At 57.6% G+C, this 19921-nt stretch carries 19 protein-coding genes; 6 read left to right on the top strand and 13 right to left on the bottom strand.

Annotated elements, in window-relative coordinates:
* The 7 genes from T18_RS27915 to T18_RS23470 all read right to left on the bottom strand — a co-directional run.
* The coding region (locus T18_RS27915; RefSeq protein WP_323455259.1) for a nucleotidyl transferase AbiEii/AbiGii toxin family protein at positions 1-654 on the bottom strand (654 nt) is incomplete at its 3' end.
* Positions 635-1375 (bottom strand): DUF6088 family protein, encoded by a 741-nt coding sequence (locus tag T18_RS23495; RefSeq protein WP_038496445.1) that lies wholly within the window; start codon positions 1373-1375, stop codon positions 635-637. The genes T18_RS27915 and T18_RS23495, both read right to left, overlap by 20 nt.
* A gap of 959 nt (positions 1376-2334) precedes the next feature.
* Positions 2335-3621 (bottom strand): MFS transporter, encoded by a 1287-nt coding sequence (locus T18_RS23490; protein WP_038496448.1) that lies wholly within the window; start codon positions 3619-3621, stop codon positions 2335-2337.
* A gap of 29 nt (positions 3622-3650) precedes the next feature.
* A complete protein-coding gene (argE, locus tag T18_RS23485) occupies positions 3651-4781 on the bottom strand; it encodes an acetylornithine deacetylase (RefSeq protein WP_038496451.1) in 1131 nt (376 codons plus the stop codon).
* A complete protein-coding gene (locus tag T18_RS23480) occupies positions 4774-5817 on the bottom strand; it encodes a Glu/Leu/Phe/Val family dehydrogenase (protein ID WP_038496453.1) in 1044 nt (347 codons plus the stop codon). The genes argE and T18_RS23480 overlap by 8 nt, the downstream gene beginning before the upstream one ends.
* 17 nt (positions 5818-5834) lie before the next feature.
* Positions 5835-6773: a DMT family transporter gene (locus tag T18_RS23475; protein ID WP_046205647.1), complete on the bottom strand. Its 939-nt coding sequence runs from the start codon at positions 6771-6773 to the stop codon at positions 5835-5837.
* A gap of 10 nt (positions 6774-6783) precedes the next feature.
* Positions 6784-7503, bottom strand: coding sequence for an alanyl-tRNA editing protein (locus T18_RS23470; protein WP_038496456.1), 720 nt, complete (start codon positions 7501-7503; stop codon positions 6784-6786).
* Positions 7504-7733: 230 nt separating this feature from the next.
* On the opposite strand from T18_RS23470, the gene T18_RS23465 reads away from it, so the two are divergent.
* Positions 7734-8381 carry a TetR/AcrR family transcriptional regulator gene (locus T18_RS23465; RefSeq protein ID WP_051489739.1) on the top strand — a complete coding sequence of 216 codons (648 nt, stop codon included), beginning with the start codon at positions 7734-7736 and terminating at the stop codon, positions 8379-8381.
* A gap of 2 nt (positions 8382-8383) precedes the next feature.
* Positions 8384-9322, top strand: coding sequence for a helix-turn-helix transcriptional regulator (locus T18_RS23460; RefSeq protein ID WP_051489740.1), 939 nt, complete (start codon positions 8384-8386; stop codon positions 9320-9322).
* A gap of 316 nt (positions 9323-9638) precedes the next feature.
* Here T18_RS23460 and T18_RS23455 read toward each other — a convergent pair whose 3' ends face one another.
* Positions 9639-10622: an aldo/keto reductase gene (locus tag T18_RS23455; RefSeq protein WP_038496459.1), complete on the bottom strand. Its 984-nt coding sequence runs from the start codon at positions 10620-10622 to the stop codon at positions 9639-9641.
* Between the two features lie 70 nt (positions 10623-10692).
* Here T18_RS23455 and T18_RS23450 point away from each other — a divergent pair, with 70 nt between their 5' ends.
* Entirely contained in the window at positions 10693-11088 is a 396-nt protein-coding gene (locus tag T18_RS23450) for a MerR family transcriptional regulator (protein WP_038496461.1), read from the top strand.
* Here T18_RS23450 and T18_RS23445 read toward each other — a convergent pair.
* The 4 genes from T18_RS23445 to T18_RS23430 all read right to left on the bottom strand — a co-directional run bounded on the left by T18_RS23445 (position 11079) and on the right by T18_RS23430 (position 15291).
* Positions 11079-12104 (bottom strand): NAD-dependent epimerase/dehydratase family protein, encoded by a 1026-nt coding sequence (locus T18_RS23445; RefSeq protein WP_046205648.1) that lies wholly within the window; start codon positions 12102-12104, stop codon positions 11079-11081. The two genes, T18_RS23450 and T18_RS23445, sit on opposite strands and share 10 nt — an antisense overlap.
* Before the next feature lie 25 nt (positions 12105-12129).
* Positions 12130-12717: a TetR/AcrR family transcriptional regulator gene (locus tag T18_RS23440; protein WP_205756812.1), complete on the bottom strand. Its 588-nt coding sequence runs from the start codon at positions 12715-12717 to the stop codon at positions 12130-12132.
* Between the two features lie 562 nt (positions 12718-13279).
* On the bottom strand, positions 13280-14200 hold the full coding sequence (locus T18_RS23435) for a trypsin-like serine protease (RefSeq protein WP_038496463.1): 921 nt from the start codon (positions 14198-14200) through the stop codon (positions 13280-13282).
* Positions 14200-15291, bottom strand: coding sequence for a hypothetical protein (locus tag T18_RS23430; RefSeq protein WP_139322529.1), 1092 nt, complete (start codon positions 15289-15291; stop codon positions 14200-14202). The genes T18_RS23435 and T18_RS23430 overlap by 1 nt, the downstream gene beginning before the upstream one ends.
* A 223-nt stretch (positions 15292-15514) precedes the next feature.
* Here T18_RS23430 and T18_RS23425 point away from each other — a divergent pair, with 223 nt between their 5' ends.
* Together T18_RS23425 and T18_RS23420 are read left to right on the top strand one after the other, a co-directional pair.
* Positions 15515-16936: a trypsin-like serine protease gene (locus T18_RS23425; RefSeq protein WP_158319044.1), complete on the top strand. Its 1422-nt coding sequence runs from the start codon at positions 15515-15517 to the stop codon at positions 16934-16936.
* Positions 16937-17118: 182 nt separating this feature from the next.
* Positions 17119-18801, top strand: a complete 1683-nt coding sequence (locus T18_RS23420; RefSeq protein WP_038496469.1) for a hypothetical protein — start codon at positions 17119-17121, stop codon at positions 18799-18801.
* Positions 18802-18895: 94 nt separating this feature from the next.
* On the opposite strand, the gene T18_RS23415 is transcribed toward T18_RS23420, so the two are convergent.
* Positions 18896-19531 carry a hypothetical protein gene (locus tag T18_RS23415; protein WP_038496472.1) on the bottom strand — a complete coding sequence of 212 codons (636 nt, stop codon included), beginning with the start codon at positions 19529-19531 and terminating at the stop codon, positions 18896-18898.
* Positions 19532-19663: 132 nt separating this feature from the next.
* Here T18_RS23415 and T18_RS27290 point away from each other — a divergent pair.
* On the top strand, positions 19664-19921 hold a 258-nt coding region (locus T18_RS27290), incomplete at its 3' end, for a hypothetical protein (RefSeq protein ID WP_210187544.1).

Raw genomic sequence — 19921 nt, 5'->3', positions numbered from 1 at the left:
GATCGTGAGATCCGAACCGGCCGGCATTTCGGATGCGATGTAGGGGACGATCTGCCGCGTCTCGGCTGGCACCGGATCCGGGCGTGCGCCGCCTTCGATGCGCACCGCCGCCTCGACATAGCCGCCGCTGGTATCAAAGACGCTTCTGTATCCCAGCACCAAAACGTCGAGCGCTTCCTTCTTCCGGTAGGGATCGTACCCGAAGCCGAGCGAAAAATGTCCCGTTTGTCCGATCTCTCCTTCGACCACGGCGATTTCCTCCTCAAGCAAACGCTTGAGTGGCCCGGAGATATAATTCCGTGCTGCCTCGTCCACCTGTTCGGCCAGAGCCTTCTGTTGTTGATTGACAGAGGGGAGAGCGGCGATATCGGCCTCAAGCGGAACTTTCAGGTCCCCCTTGTAGATGCCGATGTCGATGTCCTCGGAAAAACGCTGGATCAGGCTATAGGCCTTGCTGAGGCTGGTCCCGCCCTTAAAATAGAGGCCAATGGCATCGTCCCTCCGTCGGTTGAACAGGAAGTCGAGCACCCAGCAGACGTAGAGATCCTTCTCGATATTCTCGGCCCGCGTTTCCAGATCGGAGGCCGCGGGGGCGAATAGTGCTCTCCGCTCGTCAGCGCTTGAGCGAAGGACGTCAATGAAGCTCTGGCGCATGTTCAGCCTTCCCATCCTGACCCGTTGGAGTGTCTTCATCCACCGGGGGCCGCGGGTCGCGTGTTATCGTTTCTATCGCCTGGTACATCCAGGCAGGGATGGCGTTGATGTTTTCGCGCAGATCCTCGACAATCGGTTGCCTGTGGGGGCTTCGTTCCAGGTAACGGACGATACCATCGACAGCGGTCTCCAGATTGGATCGCTCATCGCGAAACCAGTGGAGGGCCTGGATCACCCGCATCGCCGGCCGGCCGGCCCAAAAAGCGGTCTTCGCCGAAATGCGCTTGAAGTCCAGGATATAGATGACCGGTTTCACGGCATGCGTGTCGCCGGCATTGGCCTCGATTTCGATGGTTCGAGGGTATGTGTCCGCATAGATTGTGGACCGGGCCGGAACTGCCGTCGTCAGGCTAAGATCGTTGGCAGCTGTCATGCCGTCGACGCACACACGCAGCTTGTCGCGTCGTGCGATCGCATCGATGAAAGAGGCGCGCGGCGGAAACACCATTTTGCCATTCAGTTGGCTGATACCCGGCTTGTCATAGAGACCACGATGAGGTCGGCGGATATCGCCGCGGTTTGTCAGCCTCTGCAGCGCCTTTTCGACGGCGTTCGGCGACGCGATATCCAGGAAATCGGCGCGCGACCAGACGCCCGAGGGCGCCGCGCCTTCAATCCTTTGGTGAATGTGTTCGAGAGTGTCCGATGTGGGATCCGGCATAGCTATCCTACCTTCTGACCGAAGATTATATACAAATTTTGGTCACTTGCAATTGACACGCTCACACTGACCAATTTTTATATCTAAATATTGGTCAGTGTTTGATGTCCATGGCTGCTTGGGAATCAACACTGAAATCAACGAACAGAGTGCAACATAAGGATGTGTTGTTCGCGATCGTTGCGCATGGCTAGAATGACGCCCCCACAGCCCGGGTAACGCCTTGCGCGCGAGTCTTTTCCCTTCAAGCTTTCGATGACGACGACGGTCTGACACCATCGAGCGTTGCTGCACTATTCCCCTTTCGGAAAGCCACAAGCAGCAACCGTCCAACACCTTCATTGTATCGGAACCTGCTGGTTGCGTGATCAGCAAGCGGCAGGGCAATTCAGGCCGAACGCAATGATGCACCGCCCATCAGCGCTTCCGATGCCCGCTCTCTTGTCTGGCATCCCTAATCCAGTCCCGTCCTTGGACGGTCAACCCGCAGGGGGTTCGCGAGCGAGCTGCGACCTCTCTGGCTACGCCGCCGAGGTGACCGCGGTCGGGTCCGGATCAAACGGGCGCCAACGCGCGGGGATCGGCCCCGCCAACGGATGGAGCAGACCATGCCGAACGATCTCAACCTTGCACAAAACCACGCACTCGATCTTGCCCGGACCTTGATGGTCCCAGTCACCCTCTTCCAGGTGGATGGAGAGATCGGCGTCATGCCTTCCGCCTAGGCCACAGGTAGCTACATTTTCCGGAGGCACTCACAATGTCCTGCTAAGACTGGCGCGGTAGGATTCTAGTTAGAGATCAAAGCGTTCGGTCCGTTAAACTGCGCGTCGGTAGTTCGAATTGGTTCAAGGCGTAAAAGTAGAGCTGGAGTTTTCAGCCGCTCGCCGCTGTCTCGCACTGCATTGGGCGCTAAGGTCGGCGAGTGGCAGAGAAAGCCACCACTCGCTGAGTACTTTTTACACGTGTATGGCGTTTCGAGGCGGATTGACTGTCAGGAGCAAGGCCAAGCTTAGGATAGCCGTCCCGACAATATACCACGCCGGTGCTTGGGCCTGTCCCGTGGCACTCACTAGCCACGTGGTGATAAAGGGGGCGAAGCCGCCAAATATGGTGACGGCAAAGCTGTAGGCGATTGATACACCCGTGGATCGGATTTCCGGCGGGCATACTTCTGTCATGGCGGCTGGAGCGGGTCCTGTGAACGACGCGATGAGGACAGCGAATAGCGCCTGGCATATAATCAGATTGGTCTGCGTCGGGCTTTCGCGTAGGAAGGATAAGACGGGATAGACAGCAATGGCCATAGCTACCACACCGCACATAATGAGCAGCTTTCTGTCAACTCGATCCGACAGGGCGCCGAAAACGGGCGCCAGAACCAGAACCAGGGCGAGACCGATACTGTTTGCAATGAAGGCCTGATGTTGAACGAAGCCTAATTCCCGCACGGCATAGGTCGGCATGAAGACAAGGAAGAAATATGTGCACACGGTCCACGGAATCGTGATTGCGAAACCGGTCAAAACCGAGGCCCGATGTGTGCGTAGGGCCTTCATAAGAGGAGAGCCCTGGGCGGTTTCCTTGGATTTTGCATACTCGGCGCCTTCCTCGGTCTGAGAGCGGATGTACATGCCGACCGGGCCGATGAGGATGCCGAATATGAACGGAAGACGCCATCCCCAGCTTTCGAGCATGTCAGGCGCCATCGAGCCGGTGATGAGCGTACCAAATAACGAGCCTATAAGTAGCGCGCCCGCTTGGCCCGCCTGCTGCATGCTGCCGAAAATGCCACGCCGGCCGGGTGGAGCATGCTCAACCAGGAAAGCCGTAGCGCTCCCGACTTCGCCACCAGCTGAAAAGCCTTGAATGAGACGAGCAAGCACGATGATCGCCGGGGCGAATATACCGATGTCGCTATAGGTTGGCGCGAAACCGATCATAGCGGTGCTGATCGCCATGAGCATGATCGTCAGTGTCAGCGCTGGCTTTCGTCCCCGCCGGTCGGCAAAGCTGCCAATGACAATCGCACCGACCGGCCTCATGATGAAGCCGACGCCAAAGGTCGCAACCGTTAGCAAGAGGGAGACCGTTTCATTCCCCGCAGGAAAAAAGAGCCGTGATATGATGATCGCGAAGAAACCATAGACCGCGAAGTCGTAAGCTTCGAGCATGTTGCCGATCGTCGCTGCGATCACGGCGCGACGCTTGCTCTCCGAGGTCGGAGGCTTTTCCCAGTTAGACATTGTTGTTCCCTTTTTTATTAGATGTTGGTTTAGCTCTGCTGGCGTTTGCTGATCTGCTGGATGAACCGGATCCCTTTCTCAATCTGGTCGATCGCAATCCACTCGTCTGGCTTGTGTGCCTGAAGTATCGAGCCGGGACCGCAAACGACGGTGGCGATGCCTGCGTTTCGGAAGTAGCCAGCCTCCGTTCCGAAGGGGACCCCCTCTGGCAAGAGATGTCCTCCAGCGCTCAACGCCAGCGCAATCGCCGGATTTTCGTCGAATGGTCGAAGAGGGGGAATGCCGATGAGTTCGTCCTGCTCACAGGTCGTCGATCCACGAACGCCGTTTACGAGCTCCCGCGCTGACAGCCTGCATTCCTCGAAATCCGTCATCACCCCAGGGCGCATCTCCCAATGCACATCACAGCTACTGGGGATGATGTTCGTGTTGGTCCCGCCGGAGATGATCCCGACGTTGAAAGTCGTGCCGGCTTCACGGTATTCACCGGAGCTCTGCCGGCGGAGAACTTCAGTTGCCAGGCGGGCGGCTGCGCCAATCGCATTGATGCCTTTGTTCGGGTCGCTGGAGTGTGCGGCCTGGCCGTGGAACCGCGCACGAAAGCCGAGGTAGCCGCGATGTCGATCGGCGATCCCCATTTCCGTGGGCTCCCCGACAATCACCATTCCAGGCTTGAGCCCATCCGCGATCATTCCATCGATCAGATGGGGAACGCCGAAACAGCCAACTTCCTCGTCGTAGCTCAGGGCAAGATGGAGTGGCTTTGAGAATGCCCCACTATTGCAATCCGACAGGACAGAAAGGGCACAGGCGAGAAACCCTTTCATATCGACTGCCCCTCGGCCATACAGACGGCCGTCTTGCTCCTGCAACGCGAATGGGTCTGTTGACCACTGCTGTCCATCAACGGGGACTGTGTCCACATGCCCTGACAGAGCAATGCCTCCGGCAGTTGCGGGTCCAAAGCTCGCAACGAGGTTGGCCTTCTGGCGGCTGTCGTCGTATGTCAGCCGGAGAATGGCACCGGTGGGTTTGAGGGTCTCAGCAACCCACTCGATCAATTGCAGATTTGAATTTCTCGATGTCGTGTCAAAGCTCACGAGCTTGCCAAGATAGTTGATCGCAGTTGCGAGATGTTTACGCTCTGAAGCTTCAGGCATTTGCCAGCCTCTCATTCGCGATCGCTTCAGCAGCGATGTGGGTCGGCACCCCTTGCGCGTCTGCGCGTTCGAAGATTTCCTGCAAGGTATTGGCAATCTGGCGCACGCGCGGCTCGATTTCATTGCGATCGAAGCCAGCCACTTCGTAAGCGAGCTGGATCATACCGCCGCCGTTGATGACGTAGTCCGGCGCGTATAGAATACCTTTCTGGCTCAGGGCTTCTCCGTGGATGCTCTCGCGCGCAAGCTGATTGTTTGCTGCCCCGGCAATCACCTTTGCCTTCAAAACGGCGAGGGTTTCTTCGTTGATCACAGCACCCAATGCGCAGGGAGCGAAGACGGACGCGTCCGCCGAATAGATGTCATCAACATTCGAGACCTTGGCGCCAAATCGCGTTTCCGCTTCCTGGACCCGTTCTGCGCGTGTGTCGGCAACGATGAGCTGCGCACCAGCCTCTGCCAACAGCGTACACAGGTTCATGCCGACATTGCCAAGACCCTGAACAGCGACCGTAAGGCCAGACAGATTGTCGACCCCAAGGCGATGCCGTGCGGCGGCCTCAATCCCGACGAACACACCGAGGGCGGTTGATGGCGACGGATCCCCACTGCCGCCCATGTCCTCTGGCAGGCCCATGACATGGGTTGTTTCTGTCCTGATAGCGACCATGTCCGCGACGGTGGTACCGACGTCCTCACCAGTCTTGTAGCGACCGCCCAGGCGTTCCACCGTGCGGCCGATGAAGTACAAAAGCTCGGGGGTCTTTTCCGTATGGGGGTCTGCAATGACGACCATCTTTCCGCCGCCGAAGGGAACGCCAGCGACCGCAGCTTTATAGGACATGCCTCTCGAAAGACGCAGAACGTCCGTCACAGCTTCGGCTTCGTCTTCATATGTTCGTATGCGGCATCCACCGATCGCCGGTCCGAGGCGCGTATTGTGGACCGCTATGATTGCCTTGAAGCCATGCTTGGGGTCGCTTGCAAAGACCACCTGCTCGTGGGCATCAAAATCCTTCGATTGGAAGAGTTCCATTCTGTTTTTTCCTATTTTCAGTTTGAAGAGGGGGCAGCTGGGCGCGGCTTGAGCCGGACGGCGATTGCAAAACCGATCAAAATCAGCGCGATGCCGATGAGATGAAAGGTGTGGATCGGCTCACCAAGAAACATGAGCGCGAGCGCTGAGGCATAGACGGGCATCAGATGAAACGATGCCCCGGTGACGCTAGGGCCGAGCAGATCGATGCAGCGGTTCCAGAAGGCCGCACCGAGCAACGACGCGAAGATTCCTATGAAAAGAACGGAAAGCACCGAATATGTGGCGAGGGGGAAATGCTGACCGGTCAGTCCTTCGCCGATCCATGGCGGCATCGAGATGACACATGCGCCAACACTCATGGCAGCGAGAAACGCCATGTCGGGAAGCCCCTTAGGTCGAAAACGCAAGCACACTGAGTAAAACGCATACCCGGCGACGGCGAGGAGAACGAGGAGCTCGCCACGGCTGACGCCGATCTCCAGCACCCGCGACGGGTGTCCCTGTGATACGATCCAGATCACCCCGACGAACGAAATCAGGATACCGCCGACCACGCGTGCGGATGGTCGATCTCCTGAGATAAGCCACGCAAACAGAGGCACCATCAATGGCAAGGTCGAGTTCAATATCGAGGCGCTTGCCGCAGGGGTCGTGTGCAGGCCAAAATAGTTCAGAACCGGATAGCAGATGAAACCGCTGACCGTGCAGACAAGTATGAGCTTCCAGCAGGAGCGGAGCGCCTCTCGGTGTTGTTTCAGGGTCACCCAGACTATCGGAACCAAGATCACGGATGCCACGGCCCACCTCCAGAACGTCAGGCCGAACGGTGGAAGGTTTGCAGCAAATGCGCGGCCAATAAGAAGGTTTATGGCCCAGAAGAGAGGAGGCAGCGGCAGCAAGATACGGGGACTTTGCCAGAGCGCCGAAGTCAGTGAATTTATCGCAGTGCGCATCGACAGACCCTCACGATGCGATCCCAAGACGAACCCGGCGATTGTGACGCCCCTTGTTGTCGATCTTCAAAATGCGGAGAGCCGGTGACTGCCCGGTGCTCTCGAGATGCGTTCCGCCACAAGCCTGCTCATCGAGGCCCTCGATCTCGACAATGCGGATGAAACCGTCGTCACTCGGGGGAGGGGTCGCCGACTTCGATCTGATGAGGCCGGGCGTCTGCTCCGCGTCAGCGAGTGTTACGTATCGTGCCCGAACAGGGAGATTTTTCTTGATGACGGAGGCAATCTGCGATTCCATGGCCCTCAGTCGGTCGTTGTCGACTTCGGGCAGATCGAAATCAAGACGCACGCTCCCGTCAGCGGCAAGCTGTGCTCCTGTCACCAAAGCCCCTTCGAGCTCTTGGAAGACGAGGGCGTTGAGCACATGGCTACCCGTGTGCAAGATCTGCATCATTCGGCGAAACTCAGGATCGACTTCCGCTCTCACGTCATCTGCGAGTTCCAATGCAGGGTCGGCGAGAATGTGCCAGACACGCTCCTGATCATGCTCGAAGCCCGAGACCTCGACCTCACCGCCTCGATGCACGAGCTTTCCAAGATCAGGAAGCTGCCCTCCACCCCCCAAAAAGAACGGGGATTGCTCCAGCACCACACGGCCCGGACGGCTGTCCACGATTGTCGTCTCGAGTTCTAGCTGGTTCGGATTGGCGTGATAAAATGGCTGGCGCATGGGTATTCTCCTGTTTCGAGGAGGAAGCCAACCACATGCGGGCCGGTCGATATTGGTAAAAATCGAGGTTCAGAGCCAATCCCGTCAGCGGCCGTTTTCATGGGATCGTCGTGGCGATGCCGACCTCATGGGCATGGTTCACAGCCTTAAACGACTGGTCAATTGACAACGTTATTCAGGCAAAGCATAAATAAATACGAGACGGTTCGTCTCGTATTGTGGATGAACTGATGCAGGCAACAACGTCGATCACAAACTCGGCTCCACGGGGAGCTCGCAGGTCAGCACGATCTCACGACGCGATCCTATCCGCCGCTACAAAGTTGGCGGAGGAAGGTGGATATCTCTCTGTATCGATTGAGAAGATTGCAGCTTCTGCTAACGTTGGGAAGCAGACGATCTACCGATGGTGGCCGAACAAGGCTGCACTTTATGTCGAGGTCTATTGTCAGCTCGCTGATACGCTGCATCTGTCTGAGGATACGGGAGAATTGGTTTCCGATTTGTCGGTCATGACACGGAAGCTGCTGGCAATCTACGACGATACACCTGCCGCGACCATTCTGTCAGGACTGGTCCTGGAGGCTCAGAGCGACCCAGCCGCAATGCGTCAGCTTCATGAGATCTACATCCAACCGAGGCGAGGCATCGTTGGTGCAATCGTACGCCGGGCGCAAGAGCGCGGCCAGGCGAGCCGCAGCGTCGATCCCGACTTCATTAGCGACCTATTCTCGAGCTTTGTCTGGTTCAAGCTGCTGATCCAACCGACGCCGCCCGACAATTCCTCAATCGAGAATCTGGTTCAGGCGCTTGTGACTATCGCCGTTGCGGGATGCGATGGCCCTGTAATGCCCCGTGCAACGATTGAAGGAGCATAAGAATGGCGCGCAAGGACCTGTCGAATTCCACACGCTTCTGGCTCGATCGGTCGGTTCCCGGCTTAAGTCTGATGCAAGCCGCCTTGACAACCCACGAATATCCGCCTCACCGACATGACGAATTGGTCATCGCAGTCACCGAGGATGGAGGCAGTATCGTCCAGAGCCAAGGCTTCACTGAGGAGGCGTCGCCAGAAACTCTACTTGTCTTCAATGCGAACGAAGTCCAAGCAGGTCGCATGGGAAGGAGTTGTGGTTGGCGCTACCGTTCGTTTTATCTTGAGCAACCGGCACTGGCGACGATTCAAGCCGGTCTCGGTGTGGAAGGGCCGGTGTTCTTCGGGCAGGTCGCCTTACGCGATCGAGCCCTTGTCCAGTCGTTCTTGCAATTGCACCACACGCTTGAAAGCCAATCTGATCCGCTCCTGTCCCAAGAGAGACTGATATCTGCATTTGGTATGCTCTACCAAAAGAGTAGCAGGACACGTGCGCACCCCCACTCTCCAAATTTTCCGCGCGATCAGGCCCTTCTGAAAAAGGCCGTCGAGATCGTTCATTCCAATTTGGACGCCATCCCATCAGTCGAATGGATCGCCTCTCAACTCACGTTGTCGCAGTATCAGCTTGTGCAGCTCTTCAAACGCACAATCGGAATGACACCACATGCCTACATTATCCAGGCTCGTGTCGAGAACGCCAAAAGGGATCTTGGCCGCGGCCTGCCTATATCTGATGTGGCGCTCAAATCCGGCTTTTACGATCAGGCCGCTTTGACCAAATATTTCAAGAGGACGTTGGGGATGACGCCGTTGCAATATAGCCAAGCAAAAACCGAACGGAGGATTCCTGACCATCGGCAGGGATCACGACATTTACCTGATTGCCGAGAGTACCAATCTCGAGGTGATCGAGGATATGATCTAGTCGCAGGATTATCTTAATACGGTGGACGGCCCCTACAAGACGACCGATTGCAAGCATGTGCTCGTTCTCTGGAACACCGAGGACGAACGCCGGCACATCCGGTATCTTCGTGAGGATACGGCGCTAGCTTGCTATCTGCAGCGAGCCCTTTACCTCGGGTCGTCTCGAGTGATGAGCAATATTTTTGGGGACGTGTTCCAGGCGGGCGACTATTCAAGTGCTTGGCCAGTAACGAAAATTTATTGCGAATGCCCTCAGTTGACGAGCGGGTCGACGGTTCATGTCCCCTCAAGAGCTTGAAAGAAGGTGCGCGGCCAGCGGCCGCGCAGTGTCTTACACGGCGATGCCTTGCACTGCCGCAGCAAGCGGCTCCAGCATAGCGACCTCGTCGTTGGTAAGTTCGATCGAAACTGCCGCGAGGTTCTCGACAAGCCTTGTGCGCTTGCGTGTGCCGGGGATCGGAACGGTCTTTGCATTCAGCGAGCTGGACTTGGCATAGAGCCATGCCAGGGCAAGCTGTGCCGGGGTCACGCCTTTGGCCGACGCAATCTCTTCGATCTTTGCCACCAGACTAAGGTTCGCCTCGCGGTTCTCCGCGGAGAAGCGCGGGAAATGCTGGCGAGCATCCGTTCCAGATAGGCTCCCAGCGAATGCCTGACCTGTCAGCATACCTCGGCCGAGCGGCGAATAGGGGAGGATGGTGATGCCTAGGCTCGCCGCGGTCGGCACGATTTCCCGCTCGATATCGCGGGTGAAGATTGACCATTCCGACTGCAGGGCGGCAATCGGATGGATGGCGTGCGCTGCCCGCAACTCCTCGGCACTGACGGCCGAGAGGCCGAGCCACTTCACCTTGCCTTCCTTGACCAGGTCAGCCATGGCACCGATCGACTCTTCCAAAGGAGTGACGCCGTCGCGACGGTGCATGTAGTAGAGGTCGATGACATCCACGCCGAGACGCTTCAGCGAGCGTTCGACCGCTATCCTGATAAATTCCGGACGGTTGTCGAGGCTCCAGTCGTTGGGGTTTTCAGGCGTGCGCGTATAGCCGAACTTGGTGGCGATAGTGACCCGATCACGATGGGCGGCGATAAAGGGTGCCAGAAACTCTTCGTTCGAACCCACGCCATACATGTCGGCCGTGTCGTACATCGTCACGCCCAGTTCGAGCGCCCGCTCCAGCGCGGCACGGGATTCAGCTTCGTCCGTTTCGCCGTAGAACTCGCTCATGCCCATGCAGCCAAGGCCCTGGGCGCCGATCAGGGGGCCTGTCTGTCCGAGCTGTACCTGCCGCATAGAGGTGATTTCACTTGTCATATTGGGTCTCCACATTTTGACAAGCATGCCTTATAAGTATGGAGTGTAGTCCATAGTCAAGGGTTGACGCATGCTGATTTCGGAGTTTGCCAGAGCCACTGATCTGCCGGTCGATACGATCCGTTTCTACATCGCCAAGGGACTGTTGAAACCGGAGCGCAGCGCCAAGGGCGGCTCGAATCCTTACCAGATGTTCCGCCGGGAAGATGTGATGGCCGCCCGTATGATCCGGTTGCAGCAGACATTGGGTTATTCGCTGGGCGAGATTCTCGCGCTGAACGAGGAATATCGCGCCGGCGAACATTCGTCAGAACGCACGATCGAGGTGCTGCAATCGCAGATAGCCAGGCTGGAAGAGCGCAAGGCCGCACTGGATGCGGCCCTGTCGTTCCTGCGTAGCAAGGTGGATTGGATCAAGGCGGGCAAGCCCGATGACGCGCCGCGCCTTGAAGACTATCAGTGTTGAGCGGCTCTGAGTTCCGCCAGCCCTTCTTCCCTTGAGATCACCGGCCCGTATCCCAGCTCCCGCCGCGCCTTGCCGATATCGAACGAGACCTCTACAGCCGAGGTCGCATAAGCCTGCCTTGTCAGCGGCGGAACAATCCTGCCGCCAGATATTTCCGCCAGAATATCGCCAATGGTCGCCACGGTGCGAACGACGGCACGCGGCACCACCTTTTCAGGAACGGCAAGCCCCTGGGTTTCCACCAGCGCTGAAACGATGCTGCGGAACGGCACGGGCGCGCCATCCGAAATGAAATAGACCTGGCCACCGCGGCCACGGCCAAGCGCCAGTTCCACGGCGGCGCAAAGATTGGCGATGTGGGTGGTCGAGGTCAGATAGGTTCCGCCGCTGATCCAAGCGAACTTGCCGGATTTTACCGCCTGCGTCAGCGCTGGAAGGGCAGTCGTATCGTCCCTGCCCCAGACAAAACGCGGGCGCAGCACCACGACAGAAAAGTCCGGCCCGTCAGCAGCTAGAGCGAGGCGCTCTGCCGCCGCCTTCGTACGGGAATACCCGCCTGCCGGTCTTTGCGGCAATGGCATCGTTTCATCCACATTGACGAGCGGCTTGCCGGTGGCGAGCACGGATTCCGTGCTGAGATGAATGACCTTGCGAATGCCGGCGGCACGGCCCGCATCGAGAACCGCACGCGTGCCGTCCTCATTCACACGTCGCTGTTTTTCGCTGGCAGGCCCATGGTCGGTATCGGCGGCGGCGTGGATCAGCGCATCGCAGCCCGCCATGCCGGCAGACAAAGCGGGATCGAAAAGTTCGCCGATGACCGGTTTCGCCCCCAGCGACCGAACCAGTTCTGCCGCGTTTTCACTGCGCACCAGCGCGGAGATTTCGACACCCCGCGCAACAAAATGGCGGATTAGGTTGCGGCCGACATAGCCGCTAGCGCCCGTTACGAAGATCCGTCGAAACGGAACGAGTTTATCCGTGGCCGCGTCCTGTGCGGCAATGCTGTCAGTCATGTTATTCACCTGTGTCCTGGGAGGGTCAGCTCGTGGCGATCTCGGGAAGATCGCTCTCACCCGGTTGCGCTGTTACAAGCCAGTTGATCTCGCGAAGAAGCCTGTCGCGCTCTTCACGCGGGAAATGGTGGAAATCGAGATGTTCGAGGAATTTCAGCCCCTCCAGCGCCAGATAGGCTAGAAGCGCACCACGCGGCGATGGTGATGTGGCCTCGATGCGGGAAATGGTGCGGGCCTGATTATCCTGCATCTTGGTACGCAGCCCGGCATCCAGCGCAAGCGCGGCACTGAGGTTCAGCGCAACCGCCCTGAACTCCTCCGGCGGCGGGGCAGCAGCGGCAAGAATACGCCCACGGATGGCCTTGTCCTCGACAACAGCGATCTGCGCTTCAATCCCGGTATGATGGTCATTGTCGCGTTCGAACGCGCGGTCCACCACGGCTTCGACAAGGGCCTGCTTGGACTTGTGGTCGTAAAGCACGCTCGCCTTGTTGATACCCGCCTCCCTGGCGACAGCATCAACCGTCAGATTCGCCGCCCCATCACGACCGACAACCCGTTCCGCCGCATCAAGAACCGCCTGCTGATCGATAACCCGCTTCCTGCCCATCATTTCATCCAATTTATTTCCAACCATATGGTTATAAATTAAATATGAGCTGAATGTCCAGCGGAAAGGATGCTAGTGGGCAAACCTCCTTTCTCGGGGTCAGAACAAGAGCAGTCCGAAATCGTACGCTAAGGCCGAACGACGCATGAACAATGCCGCAGTTCGGATTTTGGACGTTCGATCTCTGTGGATTGCTATCGATATTCGCTGGTTTTGATTTCTCTGTCCGGCCCGACTCGACAACGCTAAGCGCAGATTGGTTATGAATGGAGTCGGGCTAGGGTGAGCTCTCGGCGCGACAATGAGTTTTCTGGTTCGTCTAATTTCCCCAGTCATGATGCAGTTCCTCGGATATGAAAAGGTTCAACCGGTCGGCGTAAGGCGGGTTCATGACAAGGTGTCGGTTGAAATCCTATCCGCCGTCCACCAGGCCGGACCCCGCTCGCCGAGGGCACACTTTTCTTCGTCCACGCTTTGCGAGCTCTCGCTCCTCGTTCGTCATCGCCCTGCGGAGATGGAACTGCTCGGCCAGCCAGCGCGCCCTCCCCAATGAGCGCGCGCTATCTCACCGCGTCGCCGGCCCGCAGCTGCCATTTTGCGCAACGCCATTCGCCCTAAGCCAAGAAAGCACAGATTTCCGTCCCAGCGTCGTATAGATTCCGCCTGACCCGCAATAGCCTGGTGGGCCATAAAGCTGGCTGACGGGAAGGGCGCGAGAGACGATACCAACCGCAACGAACTCATTATCACCGCTTCTTCGAAACACCGGTGCACCGCTATCACTTGCGCAGGTGTCAGCGCGCGACCCGCCTGCACCTGCAATGAACTCTCGGAGAGGGGCGCAGCCCAGCCATTGTGCCATGCGCTCGGTGCAGTACGGCGTGTTCATCCGTGCCCTCGCTTCCCTGCGGATGCCTGATGAACCAGCGCGGCCGCCATCAAAACCGTAACCCGAGATCGTGACCTCGCTACGGGCATTCGCGATCGCGGACAGCAGTGGAACGCTGTCGAGGCTTGTGTAGGCTGAACAGGTTCTCTGGCCAGGATCGATCTGCAGATCACCTTGAAGAGTTAGCAAGGCGAGATCACCACCCAGTGGAGCCTCTCCCCTGCAGACTGCTGAACTGTAGCGAGACGTTAGTTTCGCCCCAACCCACGGCGTCGGACCCGCGCCTGAAGTAATGAGGGGGCTCTCATTTGTGACCATGAAATCCTGACCCTCACAGGTGCAATGCGCCGCTGTCACCACGAACCTGAAGGATATCCAGAGACCGCTGCAAAGCATTCGTTTGCCAGCGTTGCTCGTATAGGTAATCGCGACGACTCGGCGTTCGGGCGAAGGCGCGCCACCGACAACTTCGGCTCCGACACCCCCGGACAATTGCGGACCTGGCACGTTCGCCGGCCATTCGCCCGATTTCAATCGTTCGGCCTGGGCCGTCGACGCGACCAGATAGAGCAAGGCCAAGAGAAGGGAGCGCAGCATCACTGGCTCCAGTAGGAACTGCACCGCTCTGCCGAACGGATTCCAATGTCATCGCAAAGCTCTTGCTGACGCGCTGTGTCCTGGAACCCGCCCTGTCGGAAACCTGCAACGCCAGTTCTGTCCAGACGCTCATTGGCCGGAATGGCACCCTCAGCCTGAATCCGGGAGGCAACCGACTTATAATATTCAGCCTTCGCGTCCTGCAGCTTCTTATGATCACTGATGGCATCGACTGGGGCCGCTATGACCGCCTTGATCACTTCAAGCGGAAGCTCCGCGACGGCCAGTGCTTCCGAAGGCTTCACCTTGTGGACGGAGATCAGTTCTCCGTTGTTGAAGTCGATCGTGGCCTTGTTTTGGACCAGGAAAGCCCGGTCGATGTTCAGCTTCTGGATCGGCTGATCGTTCGCGAAGGCGATATTGAACTGCCGTGTAAACTTGCCGCCTTCCTTTACCCTGACACGATGGAGCGCGGCACGCCGGAAGTAAATTCCGTCCCGCTGCGATGGCAGGAGATAGGAAGGCGAGGCCGCCTGCGAGGCAGGGTCGCAACCCGACCAGACGTTTTCGGTGATCTCGACTTCGATGCACATGTCGGCACGTGTCTTGAGCACTTCCCGTGCAGTTCTCGCCTCATCCGGCTTAAATGGATCATATTCCAGCAACACCTCTGGCGGTGGAGGTTGCGGGGCCGTTTCACCGGCACGATAGGCAACGGTTTTCGCCAACTGCGTGATGATATCCCCTGTGCGATCCGCCGTCGTCGTCGAAACCTTGTCCAGGAGGCCTCCCGGAATACCATCCTGATAGTCGACTTGCACATCATCGTCGGAAAACGCGCTGAGCAGTGCCCCCATCTGGAACGTCGCCTTAGGGTCCGTCACAGTCACGGTCGAAAAGTCGATCCGATTATTGGCTGACTTCGTCACGCGCAGAAGTTGGCGCGGCAGGGCGTAGGTTCCCACAGAAGACCGCGTCTCCGTAACGGAGCCTGTCTGAAGATCGGTGCTATCGACGACGGAGCAACCGCTCACGATCAGAATAAATGGCACAGTAATACTGACCAACGCAAGGCAAAGGTTATTAGACATCGTTCAAATATTCCCCGCTTGTATTGCAGAAATACAGAGCGCATAAATTGCATTCCGGCAATAGTTGAACGTCGGTCTGCTTCTTTCAAAAGGGAGAGTATTTTCGATGTCTAATCAGGGAGTTAAGACTTCGATATTACTCTTTTTAGTCTTACTCTTAGCGAGCCCAGGGAAAGGTTATCCTCAGGATTCTTCGCTCGGCATAGGTCGCAATGGGGCGGACGTGCCCGGCAACAAGCAGTTTCGCATTCAGAATGGACAGGAATCGCGACCCTTCCTCCTGAACGGCCAGTCGAATTTCATTCCTGGCGATCCGATGTTTTCAATGCCTGACACGACGATTTCGAAACAAGCCACATGGGTGAGCCGGTTTGATTTCCAAGGCGACTGGCAGGGATCGTTTGTGATACTTGCCGATCCGACGTTGAAGGCGCCGGCACTGTCGAGTGACAACAGCGTCCGTCGGGTCTTGTTCAAGATGCCGGGTGGCGTCGACAAGTTCGAAGTCCAGCCGGACGTCGCTGACGACATGATCCGCAAACGCGCTGAACGGTTACCACCGACAGAGCGACCACCCCTGGATTTTCTGAACGCGCAAGGGGAGGCGCTCCGCCAGAAGACCTGCGGTGATGCCATTCGTGTATTGCGGTCGGCGCCGGTGATGGGTCTCGGACTGGTGCCCGGTGATCGGATCGATTTTTTCGAGGCGGCGTGCCTGTTTCCGTCCTGGCAAAGTCCACCGGTTGCCTTGAGCAAGGCTCAGCTGGCGCAGGCATCGGTCTGCTCGGGGGCATACCAGACATTTCGTCAACAATGTTACGGCGACCAGACCACATTTGGCAACAGCAAGGCAGCGAACAATGTTGGCGTTCTGGCGACGGAATACCTCGAGAATGCACAGGCTAGGCTGCAAATTATCTGCAGCGGCATGCTGCTATCACCGACCAGGATACTGACGGCGCAACATTGTCTCTACGGCGTCAAAACAGGGGCCGCCGGTCAACGGAAGTTGCTGTTTTTTCCTTATCGGACGACGAACCGCGCTCCGTCTTACGATGTCATCTCGGTACAGCGGGCCCCTGATATGCGGTATGAGACCGTGGCCGAAGCCATCGCGGCCATTCCACGCTCGGGCCGGCTTGTGACAGCAAACGACACGATGGTGCTGACGCTCGCGGCTGGGCAGTCACTTCCTGATGTCGAAGCTGTCGGGCTGAGGCCAATCGCAGCCATCAAGCGGGTACAGATGCCAGGCTTCCAGCGGATGATCGTCAATTCGATGTTGATGAAGGCACGCCTTCTCAACCTTCCCATGGCCGACGACGACGACCTACTTAAAACGGGGGATTGGCGAGAAGCCTTCGTGACCGATCAATCGCCTACGTGCCTCGCCATGCCGATCACGATTCAGGAAGCGTCAGCTTTTGCTTTCGATGCGTCGATCAACTACGGCCATACATGTCAGTCCCTCGGAACGACGAGCGGCGCACCCTTGATATCGTTCGAGGAGACGAGCGTCGCCCTTGTTGCCGTGCACATTGGGGGGGCGACGGTTGGAGGCGACTCTACGCCAGACGTGCTTATCGAGTCCTATGCCCCGAAGAACGTCGCCGTTCGTGCGAGCGACACAATGCTTAGGGAGTGATCTCTCGTTTTGCACGCTGGCGCGGTAATTTGCCGCTCTGGCCAACCGAATCTCGTCAGTTGGTGAGCCGAGCGAAACCCAGAAGCCACGAACTGCCGTCGATCAATTGACTCAATGAGAGCCGCGATCATCTGCGTAAGCAGCACAATGCCGCAAGACGGCGATGAAGAGGGAGCACTGTGATGGGTAGTTCACCAGCAGGGACGGGGCCAGGCGGTCAAAGTTTCGAGGGCAAGGTGGCCGCCAGCTATCTGGTCGGCATGCTTTGCGGGGACGAGCCCCGTGACCTTCCTGGCATGACCTTCGTCAAGATCAAGCTTCAAGGCGCGACCGCGGGCTTTGCGTTGGATGATATCGTGATCCATGCGACCGATCGCGACAACCGGCCAGCAATACTGGAGATACAAGCGAAACGGACGATGTCGTTCTCCCCGAGCGACGTTCAGTTCAAGAAGCTGACCAAGCAAATGGCCTCAGCTGCAAGTCTCACTTCGAAAGGACTACATCACGGGCTAGCCGTCGCTGTCGACCGGACGCTTGCGATCTGGTCTTGCATTGATGTGTTGAACTGGGCTCGCAGTTTCGAAAGCGCCGAACCATTCATGCAGCAGCTGGAAACGCCGGGCGTCGCAAATGAAAAGATGCGATCCTTCGTAAAGACGTTCAGAAGTAACCTCGGCAAAGCCGGCGCAAGCAACGATGATACGTCGGTTTGGCGGTTGCTTCGGCGCTTTCGGATACAGACTTACGACTTCAGCTCTGACGACTCGGGATACGAGCATCTCCTTATCCAACGACTGAGCGCATTTCTCTCGCCCACCGATCGCGATCGTGCCAAAGACCTTTGGGCGGGCCTGCTGCGGATTGCCGCGACCTATGCGACCAATGCGGGAGAGCTCAACAGGGATACCCTCGTGCGCCTTCTGTCAAATGTCCCGCTGCCTGCTGGTCTTTCGCCTCCCCTGCAAAATCTAAAAATCACCCCCGCCGTTCCGAAGGTCGAAGTCGTCCGTATAGTTCCCCATCATGTCCACGACAGCGTCGAGCCGCTGTGGGGCACGCACCCCAAAATCGAAAGCGCTAACCAGACGGAAAGGGAAATCTGCGTCATGACGGACGCCTGCAGGAGGTCGACCGCGGCCAGACTGGAAATGGACTACTTGACAAAGATAATCCCCTTGCCGCGTCGGGACGACAGGGGCTACGCACGCTTCCTCCCCACGACAATTGGGTATGTCGTTACTGACCTTACCGGCCAAGTATTCATGACGAACCTGGGCGAGCCGGATATCATCATAGGCTTCGATAGGACCCTGGAGAGTAATGTGGAGGATCCGCGGTGGGAGGCACTGGTCGACGAGCATCTTGGCCTCGAAAGTCCTTACTTTCATCTGGTGAAGAGCGCCCTTTCGATATCCTTATCGGTGTCTGGTCGCGAAGTGCCGCTTGCGAAAAACGGCACGATGCCGGTCGATCTCAACTTGAGCTTCCGCGCACGCTACCATTGGGACGATCTGCGTGCGCAGTCGCCCGACGGGGTCGTGGAAGTCGGCTCATCCTTTACACACGAGTGGCAGATTTCTGCCATTGTGCGGATCTTGACGGCGGCGCTGTTGCCACGCTACCTCACCGCTGGACCGACAATCCGGATCGATTACCGAGTCAACGGTGAACTGGCATCGTGCACGAGGCAGGTCAGCGTGAGCCGCGAGCCGTCGGACCCGTTGATCGCCAGCGATCTCGAGTTGTTACCATTCAACCTAAGAGAATTTCACGATTCTTGGGCACGGCTGGAGGTCGCGAGAGACCAGGAACTGAATGCCATGGTGCGGGACTTTTACGCGAATCGGCCCGATAACCCTTAGGTATGCCTGACCCGGCATCCCAGATGGGCTAACCCTGCGTCGCTGTTCGACCATCCTTCGAACGCCCCCTCGCGACAGGCAAGGGAAGGACTATCTAGAGGAAGGCGCGATTGATGACGACCTTGAGGAGCTTTGGGTCACGTGGATGTAGCGCGACACGACCGCGACCGGACATGTTGCGGATCTTGAGACCCGATCCACCCTCCCAGGCTGTCTGCTCCGCATATTCCGTCAGCCATTGGTACAGCCGCGGGAAATGGCGGTTCGCGCCGATATTGATGCGGCCCTTCAGGTTATTATCGCCGAAGATTCTTTTGATGACAGCCCGCAGGAAGCTCGCGAGTTCGACCTCGACCGCACCATCGTCGGAACTCTCATTCCAGGCGACTGCGGCCATAGCGGAAAGAACCTGGTTGGGTGTCAGGTCATCAACGTTACGCAAGTAGGTTGCATCGGAAACAAACTCCACCACCTGCTCGATGTCTGAAGTCGCCGTACCAAGCTCTTCGATGTCCAGTGCTTCGATCAGGCGCTCCCGGTCACGTTTTCCTGTCCACTTTGTGCGCAATTGCGCGAGCAGATCGTCGAACCGCGCACTTGGTGTCGCGCCACCGACGACCATTTCCGCCCCAAACGCTTCAAGCCAGGCCGCCCTGATCTCGCGAATAACTTTTCCCAAGGCTTTAGACGCACCAATCATCTCATCATAGTTAGATTTCTTGTCGAACATTCGGACTCCAATCGATATTGTCGCGAGCGGCAACTCATTTCAGGATCGCGCTCGCACGAGGTCAAGCCGAGTATCTGTGGCAACTCGCAATTAAAAAACCTCCACTTTGCTCTCTGACAGAGCGGACGGCGTGTGACCCCGGACGCCTGCGTGCTGCAAGAAGAACGTCCCGTCAACCCAACCATTGATCGTGGATATGGAGAGCAAATTTGCAACTATAAAGTCCAGCGGAGGAAATTGCGTTCGGTGTCTCCCAAATTTAGCCAAGCAATATCGGCGCGCTACCTCGATAACGCGGCAAGCCTGTCTAAGGCGGATAAAATTAATCTGCCACGAGAGTGGCACCTCCTGGTTGCCCGGAGCCAGTTCAACAAGACGCCCGTCCTTCAG

Origin of the sequence: Rhizobium sp. TBD182 (assembly GCF_001950375.1) — a bacterium.
Classification (GTDB): Bacteria; Pseudomonadota; Alphaproteobacteria; order Rhizobiales; family Rhizobiaceae; genus Agrobacterium; species Agrobacterium tumefaciens.
Note: the sequence above shows the minus strand (reverse complement) of the source record. Positions and strands in the feature narration are given on the sequence as shown.